The 20,331-nt window shown below is 65.9% G+C and carries 14 protein-coding genes; 10 read left to right on the forward strand and 4 right to left on the reverse strand.

The genetic code is table 11. The features are described from left to right. Positions 1 to 9: 9 nt before the first annotated feature. From BJY26_RS11970 to BJY26_RS11985, 4 genes are read left to right on the forward strand one after another with little or no spacing between them, the layout of a single operon-like run. Positions 10 to 294, forward strand: a complete 285-nt coding sequence (locus tag BJY26_RS11970; protein ID WP_237248962.1) for an acylphosphatase — start codon at positions 10 to 12, stop codon at positions 292 to 294. 23 nt (positions 295 to 317) lie between these two features. Continuing rightward, positions 318 to 674, forward strand: a complete 357-nt coding sequence (locus tag BJY26_RS11975; protein WP_179428488.1) for an MGMT family protein — start codon at positions 318 to 320, stop codon at positions 672 to 674. Next, positions 671 to 3,865 (forward strand): ATP-dependent DNA helicase, encoded by a 3,195-nt coding sequence (locus BJY26_RS11980; RefSeq protein WP_179428489.1) that lies wholly within the window; start codon positions 671 to 673, stop codon positions 3,863 to 3,865. Before BJY26_RS11975 ends, BJY26_RS11980 begins: the two co-directional genes overlap by 4 nt. Then, on the forward strand, positions 3,862 to 7,089 hold the full coding sequence (locus BJY26_RS11985; protein WP_179428490.1) for an ATP-dependent helicase: 3,228 nt from the start codon (positions 3,862 to 3,864) through the stop codon (positions 7,087 to 7,089). Before BJY26_RS11980 ends, BJY26_RS11985 begins: the two co-directional genes overlap by 4 nt. Here BJY26_RS11985 and BJY26_RS11990 read toward each other — a convergent pair. After that, a complete protein-coding gene (locus BJY26_RS11990) occupies positions 7,074 to 8,153 on the reverse strand; it encodes a phosphotransferase (RefSeq protein ID WP_179428491.1) in 1,080 nt (359 codons plus the stop codon). The two genes, BJY26_RS11985 and BJY26_RS11990, sit on opposite strands and share 16 nt — an antisense overlap. Positions 8,154 to 8,296: 143 nt before the next feature. Between BJY26_RS11990 and nudC the strand changes: the two genes are divergently transcribed. The 3 genes from nudC to BJY26_RS12005 all read left to right on the forward strand — a co-directional run bounded on the left by nudC (position 8,297) and on the right by BJY26_RS12005 (position 12,008). Beyond that, a complete protein-coding gene (gene nudC / locus BJY26_RS11995; protein ID WP_179428492.1) occupies positions 8,297 to 9,241 on the forward strand; it encodes an NAD(+) diphosphatase in 945 nt (314 codons plus the stop codon). Beyond that, positions 9,238 to 11,355, forward strand: coding sequence for an ATP-dependent DNA helicase UvrD2 (locus BJY26_RS12000; RefSeq protein ID WP_237248961.1), 2,118 nt, complete (start codon positions 9,238 to 9,240; stop codon positions 11,353 to 11,355). The genes nudC and BJY26_RS12000 overlap by 4 nt, the downstream gene beginning before the upstream one ends. A gap of 380 nt (positions 11,356 to 11,735) precedes the next feature. Next, the gene (locus BJY26_RS12005; protein WP_179428493.1) at positions 11,736 to 12,008 is read left to right on the forward strand and encodes a WhiB family transcriptional regulator; all 273 of its coding nucleotides are present in this window, start codon (positions 11,736 to 11,738) and stop codon (positions 12,006 to 12,008) included. A gap of 7 nt (positions 12,009 to 12,015) precedes the next feature. On the opposite strand, the gene BJY26_RS12010 is transcribed toward BJY26_RS12005, so the two are convergent. Then, the gene (locus tag BJY26_RS12010) at positions 12,016 to 12,921 is read right to left on the reverse strand and encodes a TOMM precursor leader peptide-binding protein (RefSeq protein WP_179428494.1); all 906 of its coding nucleotides are present in this window, start codon (positions 12,919 to 12,921) and stop codon (positions 12,016 to 12,018) included. A 207-nt stretch (positions 12,922 to 13,128) separates the two neighbouring features. Between BJY26_RS12010 and BJY26_RS12015 the strand changes: the two genes are divergently transcribed. Continuing rightward, a complete protein-coding gene (locus BJY26_RS12015; RefSeq protein ID WP_179428495.1) occupies positions 13,129 to 13,704 on the forward strand; it encodes a M48 metallopeptidase family protein in 576 nt (191 codons plus the stop codon). Here the strand turns inward: BJY26_RS12015 and BJY26_RS12020 are convergent. Together BJY26_RS12020 and BJY26_RS12025 are read right to left on the reverse strand one after the other, a co-directional pair. Then, positions 13,655 to 14,215 (reverse strand): NUDIX hydrolase, encoded by a 561-nt coding sequence (locus BJY26_RS12020; RefSeq protein WP_179428496.1) that lies wholly within the window; start codon positions 14,213 to 14,215, stop codon positions 13,655 to 13,657. The genes BJY26_RS12015 and BJY26_RS12020 overlap by 50 nt on opposite strands. Positions 14,216 to 14,248: 33 nt before the next feature. Beyond that, positions 14,249 to 15,664: a zinc-dependent metalloprotease gene (locus BJY26_RS12025; protein ID WP_179428497.1), complete on the reverse strand. Its 1,416-nt coding sequence runs from the start codon at positions 15,662 to 15,664 to the stop codon at positions 14,249 to 14,251. A gap of 276 nt (positions 15,665 to 15,940) precedes the next feature. On the opposite strand from BJY26_RS12025, the gene BJY26_RS12030 reads away from it, so the two are divergent. Together BJY26_RS12030 and BJY26_RS12035 are read left to right on the forward strand one after the other, a co-directional pair. Then, positions 15,941 to 17,149, forward strand: coding sequence for a YlbL family protein (locus tag BJY26_RS12030; protein WP_237248960.1), 1,209 nt, complete (start codon positions 15,941 to 15,943; stop codon positions 17,147 to 17,149). A gap of 19 nt (positions 17,150 to 17,168) precedes the next feature. Continuing rightward, a complete protein-coding gene (locus tag BJY26_RS12035; protein ID WP_179428498.1) occupies positions 17,169 to 20,180 on the forward strand; it encodes a UPF0182 family membrane protein in 3,012 nt (1,003 codons plus the stop codon). Positions 20,181 to 20,331 lie beyond the last annotated feature (151 nt).

A 20,331-nucleotide genomic window follows, 5' to 3' on the forward strand; every position in this document is an offset into this window, starting at 1 on the left:
GGGGACGGCGTGGGACGATCGGCGACAATGCGCAGCCGCGTCCTCGTGCGCGGCCGGGTGCAAGGCGTCGGCTTCCGGTACTGGACCAGACGCGAGGCGGCGGCGCTGGGACTGACCGGATACGTCCGCAACACGGCGTCCGGCCTGGTGGAGGCGGAAGTTGAAGGCGAATCCGGCGCCGTGGCCGTAATGATCGACAAGTTTCAATCGGGCCCGCCGCACGCCCGCGTGGACCACGTCGACGTGCACACGGTGCCGACGACCGGCGCCGGCGGATTCGCCATCACCGACTGAACGCTGCCGATAGGATCGAAGGCATGGCCGACCCCGCGACTTTCGACGACTACGCCGAGCAGGTGTACGACGTCGTCGAAGAGATCCCGCCGGGGCGCGTGCTGACGTACGGTGACATCGCCGAACTCATCGGCTCGGGCGGCCCGCGCCAAGTTGCGGCAGTCATGTCGCGCGGCGTCGGCGGGCCGTGGTGGCGCGTCGTCCGCGCCGACGGGTCGCTCCCCGAACGGCTGGCCGGGCGGGCGCGCAGCCACTACCTGGCCGAGCGCATGCCGTTGATGCCCGGCACCTACCGCGTGCGGATGAGCGCTGCCCGCTGGACCCCTGCCCGGTGCCCCCAGCCGTCGTCGTCGGTGCCGGATGATCAAATCAAACCATGAGACCGTTCTTCACCGCGCCCGCCGAGCCGCACGCTGCGGCGAGGCATGCGCCGGACGCCGGGCAGCAGGCGGCGTCCGACGCCGTCCGTGCCGGCGCATCGGTCATCGTCACGGGGGCGCCGGGCACCGGTAAGACGACTGCCGTCGTCGACTGCGTGGAGGCGGCCGTACGCGCCGGCACGCCCATTGATCGAATAGTCACGCTGGCGCCGACCCGGCAGTCGGCAGCCCGGCTACGCCAGTTGCTCAGCGACCGGATCGACGTGCCGAGCCGTGGTCCGTTGGCCCGGACGCCGCACAGCCTGGCATTCAGCCTGGTCGGCGCCAAGGACGCGGCAGCCGGCCGCCCGTTGCCGAGTTTCATTTCCGGACCCGAGCAAGACCGCATCATCGCCGACCTACTGGCCGGCCACGCGGCCGGCGAAGGCAAGATGCCCGAGTGGCCGGACTCGATGGGCCCCGACGTCCGCGCGACGGCCGGATTCCGGCACGAACTGCGCGAAGTGCTGATGCGCGCCTTGGAATGGGGGATCGATTCTCGTCGACTCGCGGAATTGGCGCGTGCGGCCGACCGCCCCGAATGGCTGGCATGTTCGACGCTGCTTGACGAATACCTGCAGGTGACCACGATGCAGTCCGAGAATGCCCTCGACCCGGCGGCGGTGATCGCGGCAGCGGTCGACGTGTTGGACGACATGTCCGGCGACGTCGATTTCGCGGATTGGCGGCTGCCGGACCTGCTGGTTGTCGACGACTTGCAGGACTTCACCGAAGCCGGAGCCCGGCTGATCGACGTGCTGGTCTCGCGCGGGGCCGCGCTGCTGGCAACCGGCGACCCGGATGCCACGTCTCAGGCCTTCCGCGGCGCCGAGCCGACGCTTCCGGCCGACGCCGATACCCGGTGGGCCGGCGCCCGGGAATTCCGGCGCGTCACATTGCCGTCGAGTCACCGGCAGACCCGGAGTCTCCGGGAAGCGACGGGGCGGGTGACCGAACGGATCGGCACGGCGGCCGGATTCCGGCACCGGCGCCCTGCCGCATCCGATGACGGCGAACCAGTCACCGTTGCGGTCCTGCCGTCCACGGCCGGAGAGCACGCGTATATCGTCCACACGCTGCGCAGCGCCCACCTGTCACGCCGGCCGGTCGCATGGAAGGACATGGCAGTCGTCGTCAGGTCGGCATCGATTTTGCCGGGACTGCGCCGGGAACTTGCGGCGGCCGGCGTGCCCACCGACCTGGCCGCGCCCGATCTTCCGCTCGCCGACGAACCGGCCGTCCGGCCGCTGCTGATGGCCATTCGGATGGCCTTGCGCCCCGATCCGACGCCGACCGTCGACGAGACTCTCGACTTGCTCACCAGCAGAATCGGCGGTGCCGACTCGGTAGTCATGCGCCGCTTGCGGATCGCCTTGCGGGAGCAGGAGCGCGCCGGCGGGGGAACGCGGGGCAGCGATGAGCTCCTGGCCGAAGCGCTTGGTCATCCGGCCGGACTGGACATGCTTCCGCACGCTCTGACGGCGCCCGTGCGCCGGGTCGCCGCCGTGCTGAGTGCTGCCCGGGAGAACGCCGACGGCACCGCACACGAAATCTTGTGGGCCGCATGGCAGGCCGCCGGCGTGGCGGACTCGTGGGCGCGGTCCGCGCTGGGTGACGATGCCGAATCGTTGCAGACCGGGGCCGATCTGGACGCGCTGATGCGGCTCTTCGCGGCCGCCGAGAAGTACAGCGAAGTGTTCGTGGGCCTCGGGGCGGAAGGTTTTGGCGCGCATATCGAGGGTCAGCAGGTGGCCGAGGACACCCTTGCCGGTCGCGGCAGGCGTGATGACGCGGTCACTTTGCTCACGGCGTCCGGCGCGTCCGGTCGCGAATGGGATCTGGTGGTCGTCCCGGCCGTCCAGGAAGGCGGGTGGCCGAATCTCACGCTTCGCGGGTCACTGCTGGGCGCCGGCGACTTGGCCGACGTGCTGAAAGCGCGGCCGCGTGCCGATCCGCGTGCCGCCCGGCGTGAGATTTTGGATGACGAGTTGCGGACCTTCACGGTGGCGATTTCGCGGGCGAGGCGCCGGCTGGTCGTCACGGCGGTCCGGGACGACGATCAGACGCCGTCGCCGTTCCTCGAACTCGTCGATCCCCCGGACGCCGATGACTCCCCGCGCCCCTTGACGGAAGTGCCCCGGCCGCTCAGCCTACGCGGTCTGGCCGCCGCGCTTCGCTCGAAGCTGATCGCCGTCATAGCGGAGATGCCCGGGGGCGCCGACGCCGGTACCGCGACATCGGGCGGTACCGTAACGCCGCCCGATCCGCTCGACGGGCTGAGCGCCGAAGAATGCGCGGCGCTGCTTGCCGAGCTGGCCGGCGAGAACGTGCCCGGCGCATCAGTGCACGACTGGTACGGCCAATTAACGCCGTCAAGCACCGAGACACTCTACGCGGGCGAAGAAACGGTGCCGGTCAATCCGTCTCAGGTGGAGAAGTTCAATGAGTGCGCTCTGCGGTGGTTCTTGGAAACACACGGCGGCACGGCAGCCGACAGCGTGGGACAGAGCGTCGGCAACCTCGTGCACGAACTCGCCCACGAATTCCCGACCGGCGGCCTCGAGCCGATGTTGCACGCGCTGGGCGAGCGTCTGGGAGGACTGCCCGTCGAGTCCGCGTGGGAGGCCGCACAGCAGCGCCGCCGCGCCGAATCGATAGTCACCAAGTTGAACTCGTACCTGGTGGCGCACGCCGACATTCTGCTTGGCACCGAGATCTCGTTTGAAACCCGTTCCGGCCGGGCGCTCATGCGCGGACGCGTCGACAGGGTCGAACGCGGTGCCGACGGCGGCCTTGTGATAGTCGATTTGAAGACCGGCGGCACGAAGCCTGCCGGCGACGAGCTGCCGCGCAACGCCCAACTGGGAAGTTATCAGGCTGCCGTCGAAGCCGGGGCCTTCGACGAACTCGCCGGCGGGCCCGCCGTCCCGGCCGGGGCGAAGCTCCTGCAATTGGCCACCAACAAGGCCGCTTCCGAGCAGCGGCAAGCGGCACTTGCCGACGACGACGATCCCGACTGGGCCACCGCGCTGGTCCGGGCGACCGCCGAGGGCATGGATTCCGCCGCGTACACGCCCACCGTGAACGAGCACTGCCCGATGTGCCCGGTCCGCTCGTCCTGCCCGCTGATGTCCTCCGGAGAACTGCCATGAACAGTCGGCCCCGCTATTCGGCAACGGCCATCGCCGCGGCACTCGGCCAGCACACGCCGACCCCCGAACAAGCCGCCATCATCGAAGCGCCGCTGGACCCGTTGCTGGTCGTGGCCGGCGCCGGATCGGGCAAGACCGAGACCATGGCGGCGCGGGTCGTCTGGCTGGTGGCGAACGCGTACGTGCGTCCGGAAGAAATCCTCGGGCTGACGTTCACCAGGAAGGCGGCCGGCGAACTCGCCGAACGCATCCGATTGCGCTTGGGCACCCTACGCCGCCGCGGGCTCATCGACAACGACGAGACCGGCCTTGGCCTCGACGTTCCGACGGTTGCCACCTACAACGGTTACGCGGCCGGGCTCGTCAAAGATCACGGGCTGCGCCTGGCGGTCGAGCCGGATGCGCAGATGCTGACGGACGCCGGCCGGTGGCAAATCGCCCACGAGGTCGTCCGGTCTGCCGGTGCCGACGAACTCGGCGACTTCGACACTCCGGCGTCCACGATCACCAAGGCGGTACTGTCGCTGGCCGGCGGCGTGAGCGAACACCTACAGCAGCCGTCGGCGATCGCCGACCTCGTCGACTCCGTGCTGACCCGGGTCGAATCGCTTCCGCGGGACGCAAAGACGGCGGCCGACACCGAAGTCCGCGGCGGCAATCCCGGAAGACCGTACGCCGAGGTCAAGAAGGACTTATCGAAACTCGCCATCAAAAAGGCCCTCGTCCCGCTCGTGGAACGGTTCAATCGGCTGAAGACGGACCGCGGATATCTCGATTTCGGCGACCAGGTGCGTCTGGCCGAACAATTGGCCCGCACCATGCCGGCCGTCCGCGAAGGAGAACGCGCACGCTGGTCGGTCGTGATGCTTGACGAATACCAGGACACGTCATATTCGCAGCTGAAACTCCTGACTCGGCTGTTTGGCGACGGCCACAGCGTCACGGCCGTCGGCGACCCGCTCCAATCGATCTACGGATGGCGCGGCGCCAGCGCCGGAAATCTTGAAGACTTCCCGCTCGACTTCTCATCCGGCGGCAGACCGGCGGCCGTGAAGTACCTGTCGACAAGCTGGCGCAACGACACGAATATCTTGCGCACCGCCAATTTGCTGGCTCGTCCGATTCGCGATCCCGACGCCCCGCCGCTGGCGCCTGCTCCGACGGCGGGGGAGGGCGATGTCGTCGCGTCGGTCTCGCCCGACTACGACACCGAAGTCGGCGCTCTCGTCGAATGGGTTTCCGCGCAGCGCACGCTGCCCGGAAATGGCGACGGCGCGCCGCGCAGCATTGCCGTGTTGTGCCGGAGGCGTTCACTGTTTCCGGCCATCGAGGGGGCGCTGCGACTTGCCGACATCCCGGTGCAAGTCATTGGACTGGGCGGCCTGTTATCGACGCCGGAGGTTTCCGACATCGTCGAGACCCTCCGCGTCGTCGACGATCCCGGGCGCGGAGACGCGCTCATGCGGCTGTTGACGGGTAACCGCTGGAGACTCGGCGCAGCGGACATCGCTGCGCTTGCGCGGTACTCGCGCCGGGTGCACGGCGTCCTCCGTGACGACACGATGGAGTCCGACGCGGTCGACAGGTACAGCGTGGCCGACGGTCTCGACAGCTTGTCCGCCCGTGATGACCGGCACGAGATCACCGCCGACGGCCTCGACAGGATGATGCGGCTTGCCGCAATGCTACGGAGGCTTCGACGCAAAACCTCCGGCGCGCTTCCGGATTTGGTGCGCGACACCGAACGCGAACTGCTGCTCGACGTGGAAGTCGCTGCCCGGCCCGGTTATTCGCCCGGAATGGCACGCACGCACCTCGATGCTTTTGCCGACGTCGCTGCGAAATTCGTGATGTCCGGCCCGGCCCCGACTCTCGGCGCCTTTTTGTCCTGGATCGATGCTGCCGAATCGGAAGAACGCGGTCTGGCGGTTCGCGGCGTGGAACCGGTGCCGGGCGCTGTCCAACTGATGACGGTGCATGCGGCCAAGGGGCTCGAATGGGACGCAGTGGCGATCCCGCAACTCGTCGAGGACGTGTTTCCGGCAAAGGCCCGCAGCACCGCCGGATGGCTGGACCTGCCCAGCCTTCCGTACGAGCTTCGCGGAGACAGGTCGAACCTGCCGGTCTGGCACTGGCGCGAATCGGCCCATCAAGCCGAACTGAACGAAGAGCGGAACACGTTCCGCAAGGCGGTCAATGAAAATTACTTGAGCGAAGAACGCCGGCTCAGCTACGTCGCCATGACCCGAGCCCGCCGGGCTCTGTGGCTCGGTGCCTCCTACTGGGGCGACGGCAAAACCCCGCGGAGCGTCTCCCGATTTGTCACGGAGCTCGTCGATGCCGGGCTGATCGGCGCTGACGACTGGCCCGAAGCGCCTGCCAAGGGCGACGAGAAGCCCGCGCCGTCCGACACGATAGCGCCGCAATGGCCGGCAGCCGCCGGTACCGACGCGGCTGCCGTACACCGCAGCGCGGCAGCCGAAATGGTGCGCGCCCGGGAAGCCGGCCCGGAGAGCCGGGAACACGTCGACGGTGCGATCCGGGGCGAGATCGACATGCTGCTTGCCGAACGAGAAGCCGGGCGTTCGTCGGGTATCGCCCTGCCGTCGCGGCTGAGCCCGACCCGGCTGGTCGGCATCGATGCCGACCCGGAAGCGGCGGCCATGCGGCTGGCCCGCCCGATGCCGCGCGGGCCGTCCCGGGCAGCGCGGCTCGGGACTGCGTTCCATGCCTGGCTGGAATCGGGATTCGGCCAAGCAGCTCTTCTCGAGCCGCACGACGTCGCCGGAAGTACCGGCGGCCGCGCCGCAGACGCGGCCGACGGCCACGAAGCCGATCTTGCCGCGTTGAAGCAGACGTTCACGGCCTCACGGTTCGCCGACAGGGAGCCGGTCGCAGTGGAAAGCGGTTTCGAGATGCGCCTCGGCCCCGTGACGGTCCCCGGCAAGATCGATGCCGTGTATCACGACGCCGACGGGTACGAGATCGTCGATTGGAAGACCGGACGCCGTCCCGACGCCGACCGGCTGGTGCATACGCGCCTGCAACTTGCCGTTTACCGGCTCGCTTACGCCGAACGGATGAACGTGCCGCCCGAACAGATCAGGGCAACGTTCTTCTTTCTCGGATCGAACAGCGAAGTGAACTACCCCGGTCCGGACGGAGAGCTACCGGACGAAGCCGAGCTCGTTGCCGCGCTCGGCCGGTATTACCGGGCCGACTGAGCGTCGGGTTCGTCGTCCGGGTCGTCGGGCTCGTCGTCGGTGTCGCCGGCGCCGCGCGAATCGGCATCGGTCGAATCCTCGTGAGCATCGTCCGAGCCGGCACTCGCGAACAAGTGCTCGTCAAGATCGACGAGCATGGCCTCGCCATCGTGGATGATGGCGTCATCGTCGAGACTGACGCCATAAAGCAGCCACCCGGCCAGCGCCAGTTCGCTGAGCAGCTCGGCGCGCTCGCGCAATTGCGGCGACGGCGGCTCGGCCCTTGCCCCGGCGTACGCCTCGAAAATCGTGTCGACCGCGTCCGGCTCGGCCGCGGCGATCAGCCAGGACAGGTCGTCGGCCGGGTCGGCGATACGAGTCTGAGCCCACCCGGTGATCGACTGGATCGCGGTGCCGCGGGCCAGCACGCGGTCCTCGGACAATTCACCGTGATTGATGCACGGCTGAAACCGCCACAGCCCCACATTCTCGAGCTTCTCTTCCCACCGCTGCAACAGCCGCGGGGGGACCTTGCCGGTCTCGGCCGCCTGATCGAGTTCGGCAAGACGGCGGTGACGGTAGTCCTCCGCATCGTAGTCCGGCAGACCGGTCTCGCGGGCCGTGGCCGGATCGAGTTCGTGAATTGCCGCGATTGCGCGACCCAGGGACGCGGCAAGCGAATCGGGGCCGCTCGTCAACTCGCTCAACTGGATCGGCGTGCCCGCCATCGGCTCGTACACGTACGCCTTGCCCTTGCCGGCGAACGGGTCGGCCGCCCCGTGCGAGTCAAGCCGCAACGACCCGACGTCCCCGGTGCCGGTCCTGCCGACAACCTTGGGCAGGGCGAACGGCAACGCATTGCGCATGGCGGGCGTGAAGACATCGAGGACGCTGCGCTCGGCATCGCCGCGCAAGGCCTCCATCGGCGTGAGCGCGACGTGGATGAGGAGCTCTCGGTGCGCATCGTCGGCAAGCACGGCGGACACGCTGTCGGCGGTGGCCGACTGCATCCGCACGGTTGTCGGAGCGAAACCGGGCACTGCGGCAGTGGAAAGCGCGGCGAGGCGCAACGACGTATTGCTCACGCCATTCACGTTATGCAATGGGAGCCGATTTGCCCACCAGTGGCACTCGGTGAGTCGCAAATTAACAGATATCTTTCACGTCCGACCGGCTTGCAGGTCGAGCGCCCGATCACGGCGTCGGACCTCTTTTGTACGGTTGACGCATGACGTCCCGCGAAACTCAGCCCTTGAACGACCTGGCATTGTCGCGGTCGGTCCTCGATCGAAAAGACGAACTTCGGAACGATCCGAAACTCTTCGATGCGCTCTGGGCCGACGAACGCACCAGGATCATGGTGCTGCATCGCGGAAAGACGCTTGTCGCCTCGGGCCGTGTGCGATTGTTCACTCCGGACGAGGTCACTACCGGCACGTTGCGCATCTTCCTGGGACAAACGCGTCCGGCAGACCCCGACCTGCCGCCGGGCAGCCCGATCGTCGGCCAGGTTTTGAGCGATCGCAGCGCCGAAGAACTCGAACCGGACGGCGACAAATGGTTCGGACTGCGCGACGTCGTGCCGGAACTGCCCGAGCGCGACGCCGGAATGCTCATCCAGATGCAGGCAATAGTCAATTGGCACTTGACTCATTCCTACTCTCCCCGGCACGGCGGGCTGACACTTGTCGAACACGGCGGCTGGGTTCGCCGGGACGTCGAGGGCGACACCGAATACTTCCCGCGCACCGATCCGGCAGTCATCATGACTGTGATCGACGAGTCGGATCCGGACGAGGAACGGCTCCTGTTGGCGCACAATGCGAACTTCCCCGACGGCAGATACTCCACCCTGGCCGGATTCGTCGAGCCGGGGGAGTCGCTCGAGGACGCGGTCATCCGCGAGGTGCACGAGGAGACCGGAATAGTCGTTTCCGAGCCGCGCTACCTCGGATCCCAGCCGTGGCCGTTTCCGGCGTCGCTGATGCTCGGATTCACGGCAAGCGCCGATACGACGTCGATCACCGTGGACGGCGAGGAAATCACGCATGCCCGGTGGTTCACGCGTGACGAGCTGGCCGGCGCCGTGGCTTCCGGGGAGATCTCCATTCCCACCTCGTTCTCGATCGCCAGCAAACTGATCGAACGCTGGATGGGCCGGCCACTGCCGTGACGCCCGACGAGATCCTGCAAGAGCTCGACCCCGAACAGGTCGAAGCCGCCCGGTCAATCGGCGGTCCCGTGTGCGTGCTGGCCGGAGCGGGGACGGGCAAGACCCGCGCCATGACGCATCGCATCGCTTACGCAGTGTCGGCCGGGATGTACAAGCCGACCCAGGTGCTGGCAGTGACCTTTACGGCACGCGCTGCCGGTGAAATGCGAGCACGGCTGCGCGATCTGGGTGTGAGCGGTGTGCAGGCGCGCACGTTTCATTCGGCGGCACTGCGTCAGCTGCAGTACTTTTGGCCGCAAGGCGTCGGCGGGCAAATGCCCAAACTTGCCGAGCACAAGGCGCCGCTCATCGCCGAGGCCGGTTCGCGACTGCGCCTGACCACGGACCGGACGGTCATCCGCGATCTTGCCTCCGAGATCGAATGGGCAAAGGTCTCACTGCTCACACCGGAACGCTACGAGGCCGAACGGGATCCACGCGAGGTCCCCGGCGGTTTCGACGTGGCGACGTTGTCCCATCTGCTCCGCACGTACGAAGACGTGAAAACCGAGCGCTGGGTGCTCGACTTCGAAGACGTCCTGCTGCTGATGGCGGGGTTGATGCGCGACCGCGACGACATCGCCCGGCAAGTGCGCAGCCAATACCGGCATTTCGTCGTCGACGAATATCAGGACGTCTCGCCGATCCAGCAACGGCTGCTCGATTTATGGCTGGGCGACGGCGACGACCTGTGCGTCGTTGGCGATCCGAGCCAGACCATCTACTCGTTCACCGGAGCCAGCCCGCAATATTTGCTCGGCTTCACGGCGCGCTACCCGCGGGCGCACGTGGTCAAACTCGTGCGCGACTATCGGTCGAGCCCGCAGATCATTCACACCGCCAACCGCTTGCTGGCACACGTGCCGCGTTCCGCGCGGCTCGAGCTGCAGGCCGTCCGGGAGGCGGGCGCCGAGCCGACCTACCGCGAATACGCCGACGATGAGGCCGAGGCCGAAGGCATTGCCGCGGCCGTGAAGGCAGAAATCGACGCGGGTATCGCTCCGGCCGAGATCGCACTGCTCTATCGCACCAACGGCCAAAGCAGTCTGTTCGAGGAGGCGCTGTCGAGTGCCGGCGTCGGATACCTGGTCCGCGGCGGTGAACGATTCTTTTCCCGTCAGGAAGTCCGCGACGCGATCTTATTGCTGCGCGGGGCGGTGCGCGCGGTCCCGGCCGGGGAACCGATCGGCCAGTCGGTGCGCGACATCCTGACATCCGTCGGGTGGAAGAACGAGGCGCCCGGCACGGCCGGAGCGGCACGCGAACGCTGGGAGTCGCTGCGGGCGCTGGTGTCCTTGGCCGACGAGGTGCAGGCCCGCCCCGCCGAGACGCCCGCCACGCTTGCCGATTTCATAGCCGAACTGGATGAACGGGCAAGCCACCAGAACGCGCCGACAGTACAAGGCGTCACGCTGGCGTCGCTGCACGCGGCCAAGGGGCTCGAATGGTCAAGCGTGTATCTGGCCGGCCTGACGGAAGGCCTGATGCCTATCTCGTTTGCGCAGACCGGCGAGGAAATCGAAGAAGAACGCCGCCTGTTCTACGTCGGCATCACCCGGGCCAAGCACGAGCTGCACCTCAGCTGGTCGCTCAGCCGGCCCGGAAACACCCGAGCGAACCGGCGCCGGTCACGTTTTGTCGCCGAACTGCAGCCGGACGCCGGGCCCGCCGCACGCCGTCCGCCGCGACGTCCCGCGCGAGCGCCCAAGGCACGACGGCAGCTGCCGACCGTCTGCTCGGAATGCGGCCGCCGACTCGGCAACCTTCGCGAGCGCAAACTCGGCAGATGCTCCGACTGCCCGCCGAACTACCACGAGCCGACGTACGAAGCATTGAAGGCGTGGCGCAAAGCCACAGCCGTCGAAGCCGGCATCCCCGCGTACGCCGTCTTCACCGATTCGACTCTTGCCGCGATCGCCGGCACGTTGCCTCGCGGCGCCGACGCTCTGGCGGACGTCTCCGGCGTCGGAGCCGTCAAACTGGACCGCTACGGCCAGGCGGTATTGCAGATCGTTGCCGACACCCGCGGACAGAGCCCCGCTGCGGCTTTGGAAGAGTACCGCGACGACGAGTAAAAGAGGGCCGATTACGGGCCGAAAATACTTTTTGACTAATTATTCGAAAAATAAGTGGCGGCCCGACGTCCGCTTGGTTAGTGTGTAACACGTCAGCAAAAATGCGGCGGCCGGGCGCGGCTGCCGCCGGAAGAGAAAGGGGTGGAAAAACAGTGATGATCGATACGACTACAGGTGCTCGCGTTGACGCGGCAACGGGAATTCTCGTGCCCACTGATGCGTGCCCACCCCGGGTATCCCTGTCGAGTTAGCCGTTCATTTCACGGCTCTCGCCGCGGTCCCGGAACAACGGGAACCGCGGCTTTTTTCTTGTCCGCAGACAGCTGATCCGCGTGTCCCGGCACAGACCGACCGACCATATCGATCTAAAGGACTCGACTATGTTGTTGCCCGACTTGGACTCCGGGCTCATCGCTGAAGACTCGACACTCGCCCCCTGCCAATCCAACGACCCGGATCTGTGGTTCGCCGAATCGCCGCGCGACATTGAACAGGCCAAGGCGTTGTGCGCAGGCTGCCCATTCCGTGCCGAGTGCTTGCGCGGTGCACTGGACCGCAATGAGCATGCCGGCGTGTGGGGCGGCCAACTGCTGGTAGCCGGCGAAATCGTGGCACGGAAGCGAGGACGCGGCCGTCCCCGCAAGGTTGCATGACCGCCGGTCAGGCCGATTGGCGGTCGGCCGCCGGCACCGGCCAGGTGCACCCGCACTCCGGGTACGGCAGCAGTGGCGTTGTCGACGTCGTCCCGTCGACGATCGACAACGCCACAGTTGCCGAATAGCTGGCCGGCCGGGCGAACCCGTCGAGGAACGTCATTGCGTGAAGTGCCGCCATGGAGGCCAGCGCATCGGCGACCGCGGCATCGACCGGCGCCCGTTCAAAGCTTCCCGGCAATTGCGACGCAATCACCGGCCACCACGGCTGCGTATCGCGGCGGTACAGTTCGACGCACCGCAGACAGCACGTCGAACCCGGTACGACGAGGGGGCCGATACTGCCGCCCGTCTCGGTGACGACCACCGCCAGATGCGGCTGGTCGCGACGGAGCAGATCGCGGGCCAGTATCGGATGGATCAAATCGTGCCCGACGACTACGCACAAGTCACGGTGGTCGCGGGGAACATCGGGCTCGACGCGGACGCGGCCGACTCCGGCGGCAACCAGGCCGTCGGCAACGACGGACGTCACCGGCGCAGGCCCGACGACGGCGACGGTTCGGCCGGCACGGTCGGCCGCCAGATCGTCGCTGTGACACCCGTACGTCAACGCGGCCTGCACCGGTCCGCTTTGGCCCGGGGGCCTGGACCCGGACCGGTGCGGGGGCACCAACACGCCCGATCCGTCGAGCGCGCGGACCAGATCGGCCGCACGTGTGCGCGGCACCCCGAGTCGCGCGGCCAAACTGTAGTACCCGCCGTCGCCGATGCCGTCGGCCAATGCCGCCACGAGACGGTCGTCGCATTCATCGAGCCCGTCCAGACAGGCCCGGACGTCGCCCACGCCGATCTGCAGACTGGATGTCGATCGCCAGGCCTTGCGCAGCGCGGCGTTCAGTTGCAGCCACATTGCCGCTCACCCCATTCATCACAGGTCATTTGCACGCAGTTTACTATTATTTAATGCGTATTGACGATGTTTGACGATGTTTGTTAACCGCGGCGGAGTGACATCGGAGTGTCGGTGGCGACCGATACAGTCATCTCAACGGCCATTCGGGCGAGCCCGGCTATCATCGGCCGGTGCGGATGGGCGATCACGGCGGGAGGAAGCGTCATGGGTGAGCAATTGGCCACGGTGCGTTCGGCGGATTCGCTACGCGAATCCGGCCTTTTGGAAGTCCGTCGGTCGGCCCGGCGGAAAAAAACCGTGCAGGCCCGCATGCGCGGCAAATCGATGGTGCTGTACGTGCCGGATCGGCTGTCGCGTACTCAGGAAGACGAGTGGGCAGTGACGATGTGGAATCAAATCCACGGACGCCGCCGAGCTCGGAACCAGGCAATGTCCGACGAGGCGCTTGCGGGCCGCGCCCGCGCGCTTTCGGAACGGTATTTCGACGGAGCGGCAGTCCCGTCCAGCGTGCGCTGGGTCGGAAATCAACACACGCGGTGGGGCTCGACGTCGATTCAATCCGGCGCCATTCGCCTCTCGGATCGACTGAAGGCCATGCCGCCATGGCTGACGGACTCCGTGCTGGTTCACGAACTCGCCCATTTGATCGAACCGTCCCACAATGCGGCCTTCCGCGAACTCGTCGGGCGGTATCCGTACACCGAGCGGTCCGACGCCTTCCTCGAAGGGTTCAGCTACGGGGCCGGGTGGAAGCAAGTCGACGGGCCGCCTCCGGAATGACGGGGATCAGATCGGGTACCGTCGATTCCGGCAACTCCCGGGCGGGAAACCAGGCGACGTCGAGACTTTCGTCGCTGACGCGCACCGGCGCGGCATGCGGCACGGTGCCGATGAACTCCACGTCCAGGTGCTCCCGACATTGGCCAAAACGCTCGCCCAGTGGATGGCGATCCAGGCGCCAGATGCCCGGCAACAGCCGGACGTCGTCGATCCCGCTTTCTTCGCGCGCCTCCCGGGCCGCCCCGGCGGCCAACGACGCGTCGCCGGGCTCGAGGTGACCGCCGAACTGCATCCACAGCCCTGCCTTGCGGTGCAACGTGAGCAATACGTGCGCAGCCGGCTCGTCGAACACGAGGCAACTCGCCGTGAAATGCGCCGGCCCGCCGTCCTTGCGTACCGATGCCTCGCCGGCCCCGGCGAATTCCAGAAAATCCGCCCGCAGCCGATTGTCGGCCGGAGATAATCCGGTCAATTCGGCAACGACCGCCCGGTGCAGATCGGCGAACGTCATTTCCGTACGACCCTGCCGAGCGCCTCGTGGCTCCTAATTGCCCGGCTCGCCGTTGCCCGGCTTGTCGTCGTCGGACTTGTCATTGCCGCCCTGTTCGTCGTCAATCAACTCACGCAACGCGGCATCCATGGCGTCGCTGTCGGCCTGATGCTTCTCGCGGCGCTCGTAATAGCCCAGCGGGTCGTCCAGGTCGGAGGCATCGGGAAGCAGATCGGGATGCGACCAGACGGCATCCCGCGCTTCGGCGCCGCGTTCACGGGCAATGGTCGCCCACAAGGCCGCGGCATCGCGCAGCCGCCGGGGGCGAAGTTCCAACCCGACAAGTGTGGCAAAGGTATTTTCGGCCGGGCCGCCGGCGGCGCGCCGACGGCGCATCGACTCGCGGAGACTGTCGCGGCTGGCAAGCGCCGACGTGGCGGCATGCGTGACCTCGTCCACCCAGCCTTCGATGAGAGCCAGTGTCGTCTCGAGTCGCTTCAGCGCATTCTTTTGCGTTTCGGAGGTCGACATCTCAAACATGCCCGACGACAGCTGGTCGGTAATACTGCTGGGATCGTTCATGTCGATCTTGGAGGCTAGGTCCTCGAGTCTCGACGTGTCGACCTGAACGCCGCGCGCATATTCCTCCACCAGAGTGAGCACATGCGAGCGGAGCCACGGGGCATGCTCGAACAACCGGATGTGCGCGTCCTCGCGAACCGCCAGATAAATCCGCGCATCGTCCTCGGACACTTGGATATCGCCGGCGAATGCGGCGATATTGTGCGGCAGCAGGGCCGCGTGACCGTCGCCGAGCAGCGGAAGGCCGATTTCGGTGGATGTCAGCACCGAGCCGGCAAGTGTCCCGACGGCCTGACCGAGCTGTGTGCCGTAAATGCTGCCGCCGACCGATTGCATCATTTGGCCCGCGCCGGCCAGCATTCCGCGCATTTCTTCGGGCGCTTGCTCGAGCATGCTCTCCGACATGGCTCGCGACACGCTGGACGCGACCGGCCCCGCCAGGGATTTCCAGGTCGGCATGGTTTGTTCCACCCACTCGGCGCGGGAGAGGGCCCCGGCACGGGCCACGGCGGTCGGTATCGAAGTGGCTTCGTCCAGCCACAGTTGAGCCAACCGGAACGCCTCGTCGACGGCCCTGACATCCACTGCGCTCACGCTGGGATCGTCGCCCGCGGCTTTCGCCCGGGCCGTGTCCTGCGCCAGCTTCCAGTTGATGGGGCTCGACGGGTCGGCGTTGCTCATCCACTGTTGCACCTGGGCGAACACCTGCTGAAGTGTTGCCGGGTCGGTCGGTATGCCGGCGGCGGAGAGCTGCTCCGGATCGATTCCCCCGGACGAGAACATCTGGGAGAAAGCATCGGCGAACGGATTGTTCTGCCCGGAATCATTGCCCGACTCGTCGTCGCCCGGCAGATCAGGCGTGTTGTCGGGATGATTTGAATCAGCCATTGTGTGCGTCACTCCTGACGTGCTGTGATAGGTCTACTTTCCACCGTAACGACCCGGCCGGTGTCAATCGTCCCCGAGCCGGCGAAAAGATGCGCGTTATCGCTCTGAGCACAATTTAAAGGCTGGGCATGCGGCGGCGTTCGGCAACCTCGGCGCCCGCTGCATTCTCGACGCGCGCGTGCGGACGGCGACCGGCAAAGCGCATCAGGGAGATGCGGGTGTCTGCCGGGCGGGGCCGGTCGCCTAGACTAATAGTCCGACATATCGCGGCGCATCGTGGAAGGCGCCGGCGAAGACAAGGGCGCCGTCGCCCTGGCAACCGCCGGCACGTCGAAGGGACTCGAGTTCGTGTCAAATCGTCCGGAAGCCGATTCGGCTCCGCCGTCCTCGGCTGCGCCGTTCCGGGCCGCCCGACCGCCGCGGGCACGGCGGAAGAGCGTACTGATGGTCGTTTGCGGCATCCTCGCGGCCGCGCTGCTCGTCGTCATGTATGAAATGCCGGCGCCGTACGTCATCGAGCTCCCCGGGCCGGCATTCAACACGTTGGGAAAGACGCACGGCAAGAAGCTGCTGGAAGTCTCCGGGCACAAGACGTACCCGACCACCGGCGCGCTGGACATGCTGACCGTCGGCGTCGAAGGCGGTCCGGGCACCCGGTTGGCCCTCGGCGACGTCGTCCAATCCTGGATCGATCCGCACAATTCGGTGGTACCGGAAGAAGCCGTCTACGCGCCGGGATCGACGTCGAAGCAAGTGAAGCGGCAAAACGCCGCCGAAATGTCGAATTCGCAGCAGAGTGCAGTGGCGGCCGCGCTGACGAACTTGGATAAGAAGTACAAGACGACGTTGACAATCGGCGGCCTGAGTCCCGATTCGCCGTCCCGCGGCAAACTGAAAGACGGCGATGTGCTCAAACGGATCGGCGATACGCCCATCAAGTCACTGAGCCAGTTGAAAACCGAATTGAACAAGATCGGCAAGGGCGGCAGCGTTCGGTTGGCCGTCGACCGCCACGGCTCGTCCCACTCGGCGACGGTGACTCCCGAGCATACGAAATCCGGCGTCCAACTTGGCGTGTTCGTCAACCAGAAGTTCACGTTCCCGTTCACCGTGAAAATCCGGCTGCAAAACGTGGGCGGCCCGTCGGCCGGGATGATGTTCGCGTTGGGGATCATCGACACGATTACGCCCGGGCCCATGACAGGCGGGCACAAGATCGCGGGCACCGGTACTATCAGTCCCGACGGTCAGGTCGGGCCGATCGGCGGCATCCGGCAAAAGATGTTCGGAGCCAAACACGGCGGTGCGAATTGGTTCCTAGCGCCGAAGTCGAACTGCGAAGAAGTCGCAGGCCATGTTCCAAGCGACTTGAGAGTCGTCAAAGTGTCCACCCTGTCCGACGCAAGGCATGCCGTCGAGGCGATCGCGTCGGGAAAGAATACGGACGCGTTGCCCAGCTGCTCCAGCGGAAAACCATCGCAATGATGTATCGAGGTAAAAACCAGTGACGTTCAGCCAGCAAGGTTCCACATCGAGCCGCAAGCCCGGGCGCCGGCGGTCTCCGCTGCTGCCCACTATCGGGATCGTCGTGGTGCTGCTGATCCTTTTCGTGATCTTCTCGCAGGTCTACACCGAAGTGCTGTGGTTCAATCAGCTGCACTTCCTCGACGTGTTCACCACGACCTGGATCACCAAGGCCATCATGTTCGTCGGCTCCGGCGTCATCATGGGCGGTGTCATCTGGTACATGATGCACATCGTTTACCATCGGCGCCCCGTGTACGTGCCGTCCACGCCGCAGCAGGAGAATCTCGACCGCTACCGCGAAGCGATTGAACCCCTGCGCAAGGTGATGATGGTCCTCCTGCCCATCATCATCGGGCTTTTCGCCGCCGCGTCCGGCGGTTCCAATTGGAAGACGGTGCTCGAGTGGCTGAACCGGACTCCGTTCGGGAAGACCGACCCGCAGTTCGGCCACGACATCTCCTTTTACGTCTTCACGCTTCCGTGGATCAACTACCTTGTCGGTTTCGCAACGGCAATCGTCGTGGTGTCGTTCATCATTTCGCTTGTCGGGCACTACCTGTACGGAGGAATTCGGCCGAGCCAGCAGCGGCAGATCGCCTTCAGCACGGCAGCGCGCGTGCAATTGTCGGTGCTCGTCGGAGTCTTCATCCTGCTGCAGGCCATCCGGTTCTGGCTGAACAGGTACGGCACCCTCTTCGATTCGGGCGGTTTGATCACGGGCGCCGGCTATTCGGACGTCAACGCATCGATTCCGGCGCATTCGATGCTCGCCATCGCGGCGGTCATCGTGGGACTGCTGTTCATCGTTTCGGCCGTCTGGGGCAGATGGCGCCTGCCCGTGATCGGCACTGCGCTGTTGATAGTCATGTCGATCGTCGCCGGCGGCATCTACCCCTGGGCTATCCAACGGTTCCAGGTCAAGCCCAGCGAGCAGTCGCTCGAGTCGACATACATCAAGCGCAATATCGACGCCACGCGTGCGGCCTACGGTATCGACGCCGTGAAGACCTCGAAATACAACCCGTCGCCCACGGGCAAGCCCGGCGCGCTGCGCAAGGACACCGAGACCACAGCGAGCATCCGACTGCTCGACCCGAATCTGGTGTCCGATTCGTTCCGGCAGCTTCAGCAAATCAAGCAGTATTACGGCTTCCCGAACCAGCTGGACGTCGATAGGTACAACTTGGACAACGAAAAACAGGACACGGTCATCGCCGTCCGCGGTCTCAGGCTGAACGGGATCGGCTCGGATTCGTCGTGGTACAACAGGCGCATCGTGTACACGCACGGGTTCGGAGTTGTCGCCGCATACGGCAACAAGCGCGCCGATGACGGACGTCCGGTCTTTTACGAGTCGGGAATTCCACCCAAGGGCAAACTCGGCAAATTCGAGCCGCGGATCTATTTCGGCGAAAGCTCACCGAAATACTCAATAGTCGGTGCGCCGAAAGGCGCCCAGGCCCGAGAGCTGGACTACCCGTCGGATACTGCCGCGAGCGGCCAGGTGAACTACACCTATCAAGGTGATGCCGGGCCCAATGTGGGCAATCTCTTCAATCGGTTGGCCTACGCCGTGAAGTTCCAGGACGAGCAGATCGTGCTGTCGGATGCCGTCAACAAGGATTCTCAGATCCTCTACAACCGCAAGCCGCGCGATCGAGTGAAGAAGGTGGCGCCCTACCTCACGATCGACGGCGATCCGTACCCGGCGGTTGTGAACGGACGGGTCAAGTGGATCGTCGACGCTTACACGACGACGCGCGGATACCCGTATTCGACTCCGCAGACGCTGGATGCCGCCACCGAGGACTCGAGCACGGCGCGCGCTCAGAACGTGTCGGCCCTACCGCAAAACCAAGTGAGCTATATCCGCAACTCGGTGAAGGCGACCGTTGACGCCTTCGACGGCTCGGTGAACCTGTACGCATGGGATCCCAAGGATCCGGTGTTGAAGACCTGGGAAAAGATCTACCCGGGTACCGTGAAGCCGGTCAGCGACATTTCCGGAGATCTCATGTCGCACGTGCGGTATCCGGAAGATCTATTCAAGGTGCAGCGCTCGCTGCTCGGCGCCTACCACGTGAAGAGCCCGGGCGCGTTCTACTCGACGCAGGACTACTGGGCGTCGCCGAACGACCCGACCGCACCAAAGCAGGTGGGGGCCAAGCCGCAGCCGCCGTATTACCTGACCTTGCAGATGCCCAAGCAGTCGAATCCGGCCTTCCAGCTCACATCGAGCTTCGTGCCGCGCACGGATGCCAACAAGACCCGAAGCATTTTGACGGGCTTCCTGGCGGCGGATTCGGATGCCGGCGATCAAAAGGGCAAGGTCTCCGATCAATACGGCAAGCTGCGGCTCATTCAGCTGCCGCGTGATGCCGCGGTGCCCGGACCGGGACAAGCGGAGAACAACTTCCGCTCCGATCCGAAGGTGCAATCGGCGTTGAACCTGCTGCAGCAGGGCGATTCCAAGGTCGAGTACGGCAACTTGCTCACGCTGCCGATCGGTGGCGGTCTGCTGTACGTGCAGCCGGTTTACGTGCGAAGCGCCGGCGAAACGTCGTATCCGTTGCTGCAACGCGTGCTTGTGTCGTTCGGTGAGCACATTGGCTTCGCCGGTACGCTCGACGAGGCACTGGACCAGGTGTTCGGAGGCAACTCGGGTGCCACGGCCGGCGATGCCAATGCGGCGAGCACGAAGGGAACGAATTCTCCGCAGGGGCCCGAGGACACGAACGGCGAGGGCAGCGAGGCGCCGGCGTCCGCCGAAAAGCAGTTGCAAAGCGCGTTGAAGGACGCCAAGAAGGCGATGAGCGACGGGAAAAAGGCCCTGAGCAACGGTGACTTCGGCGCGTACGGCAAGGCGCAAAAGCGTTTGTCCGATGCGATCTCCCGGGCCACCGCTGCTCAGGAAAAGATCAAGAGCGCTCAGAAGTCGAGTAGCAAATCCGGCAGTGATTCCGGCAAGAAGTCGGGCAGCAAGCCGTAACCGCGCGAGTCCCCGCCGGCGGCCCGGCCGGCGGGGACTTCGGGGCCGAACGGGCGTTGCGTGTCGGGGCTTTCGAGCCGCTCGAGTCCCCGTCGGCAGTGACGTGCAACACTCAATTTGCATGGCTCGCCATCGCTCACGTAGTGTAATA

Source organism: Spelaeicoccus albus (genome assembly GCF_013409065.1).
Lineage (GTDB): Bacteria > Actinomycetota > Actinomycetes > Actinomycetales > Brevibacteriaceae > Spelaeicoccus > Spelaeicoccus albus.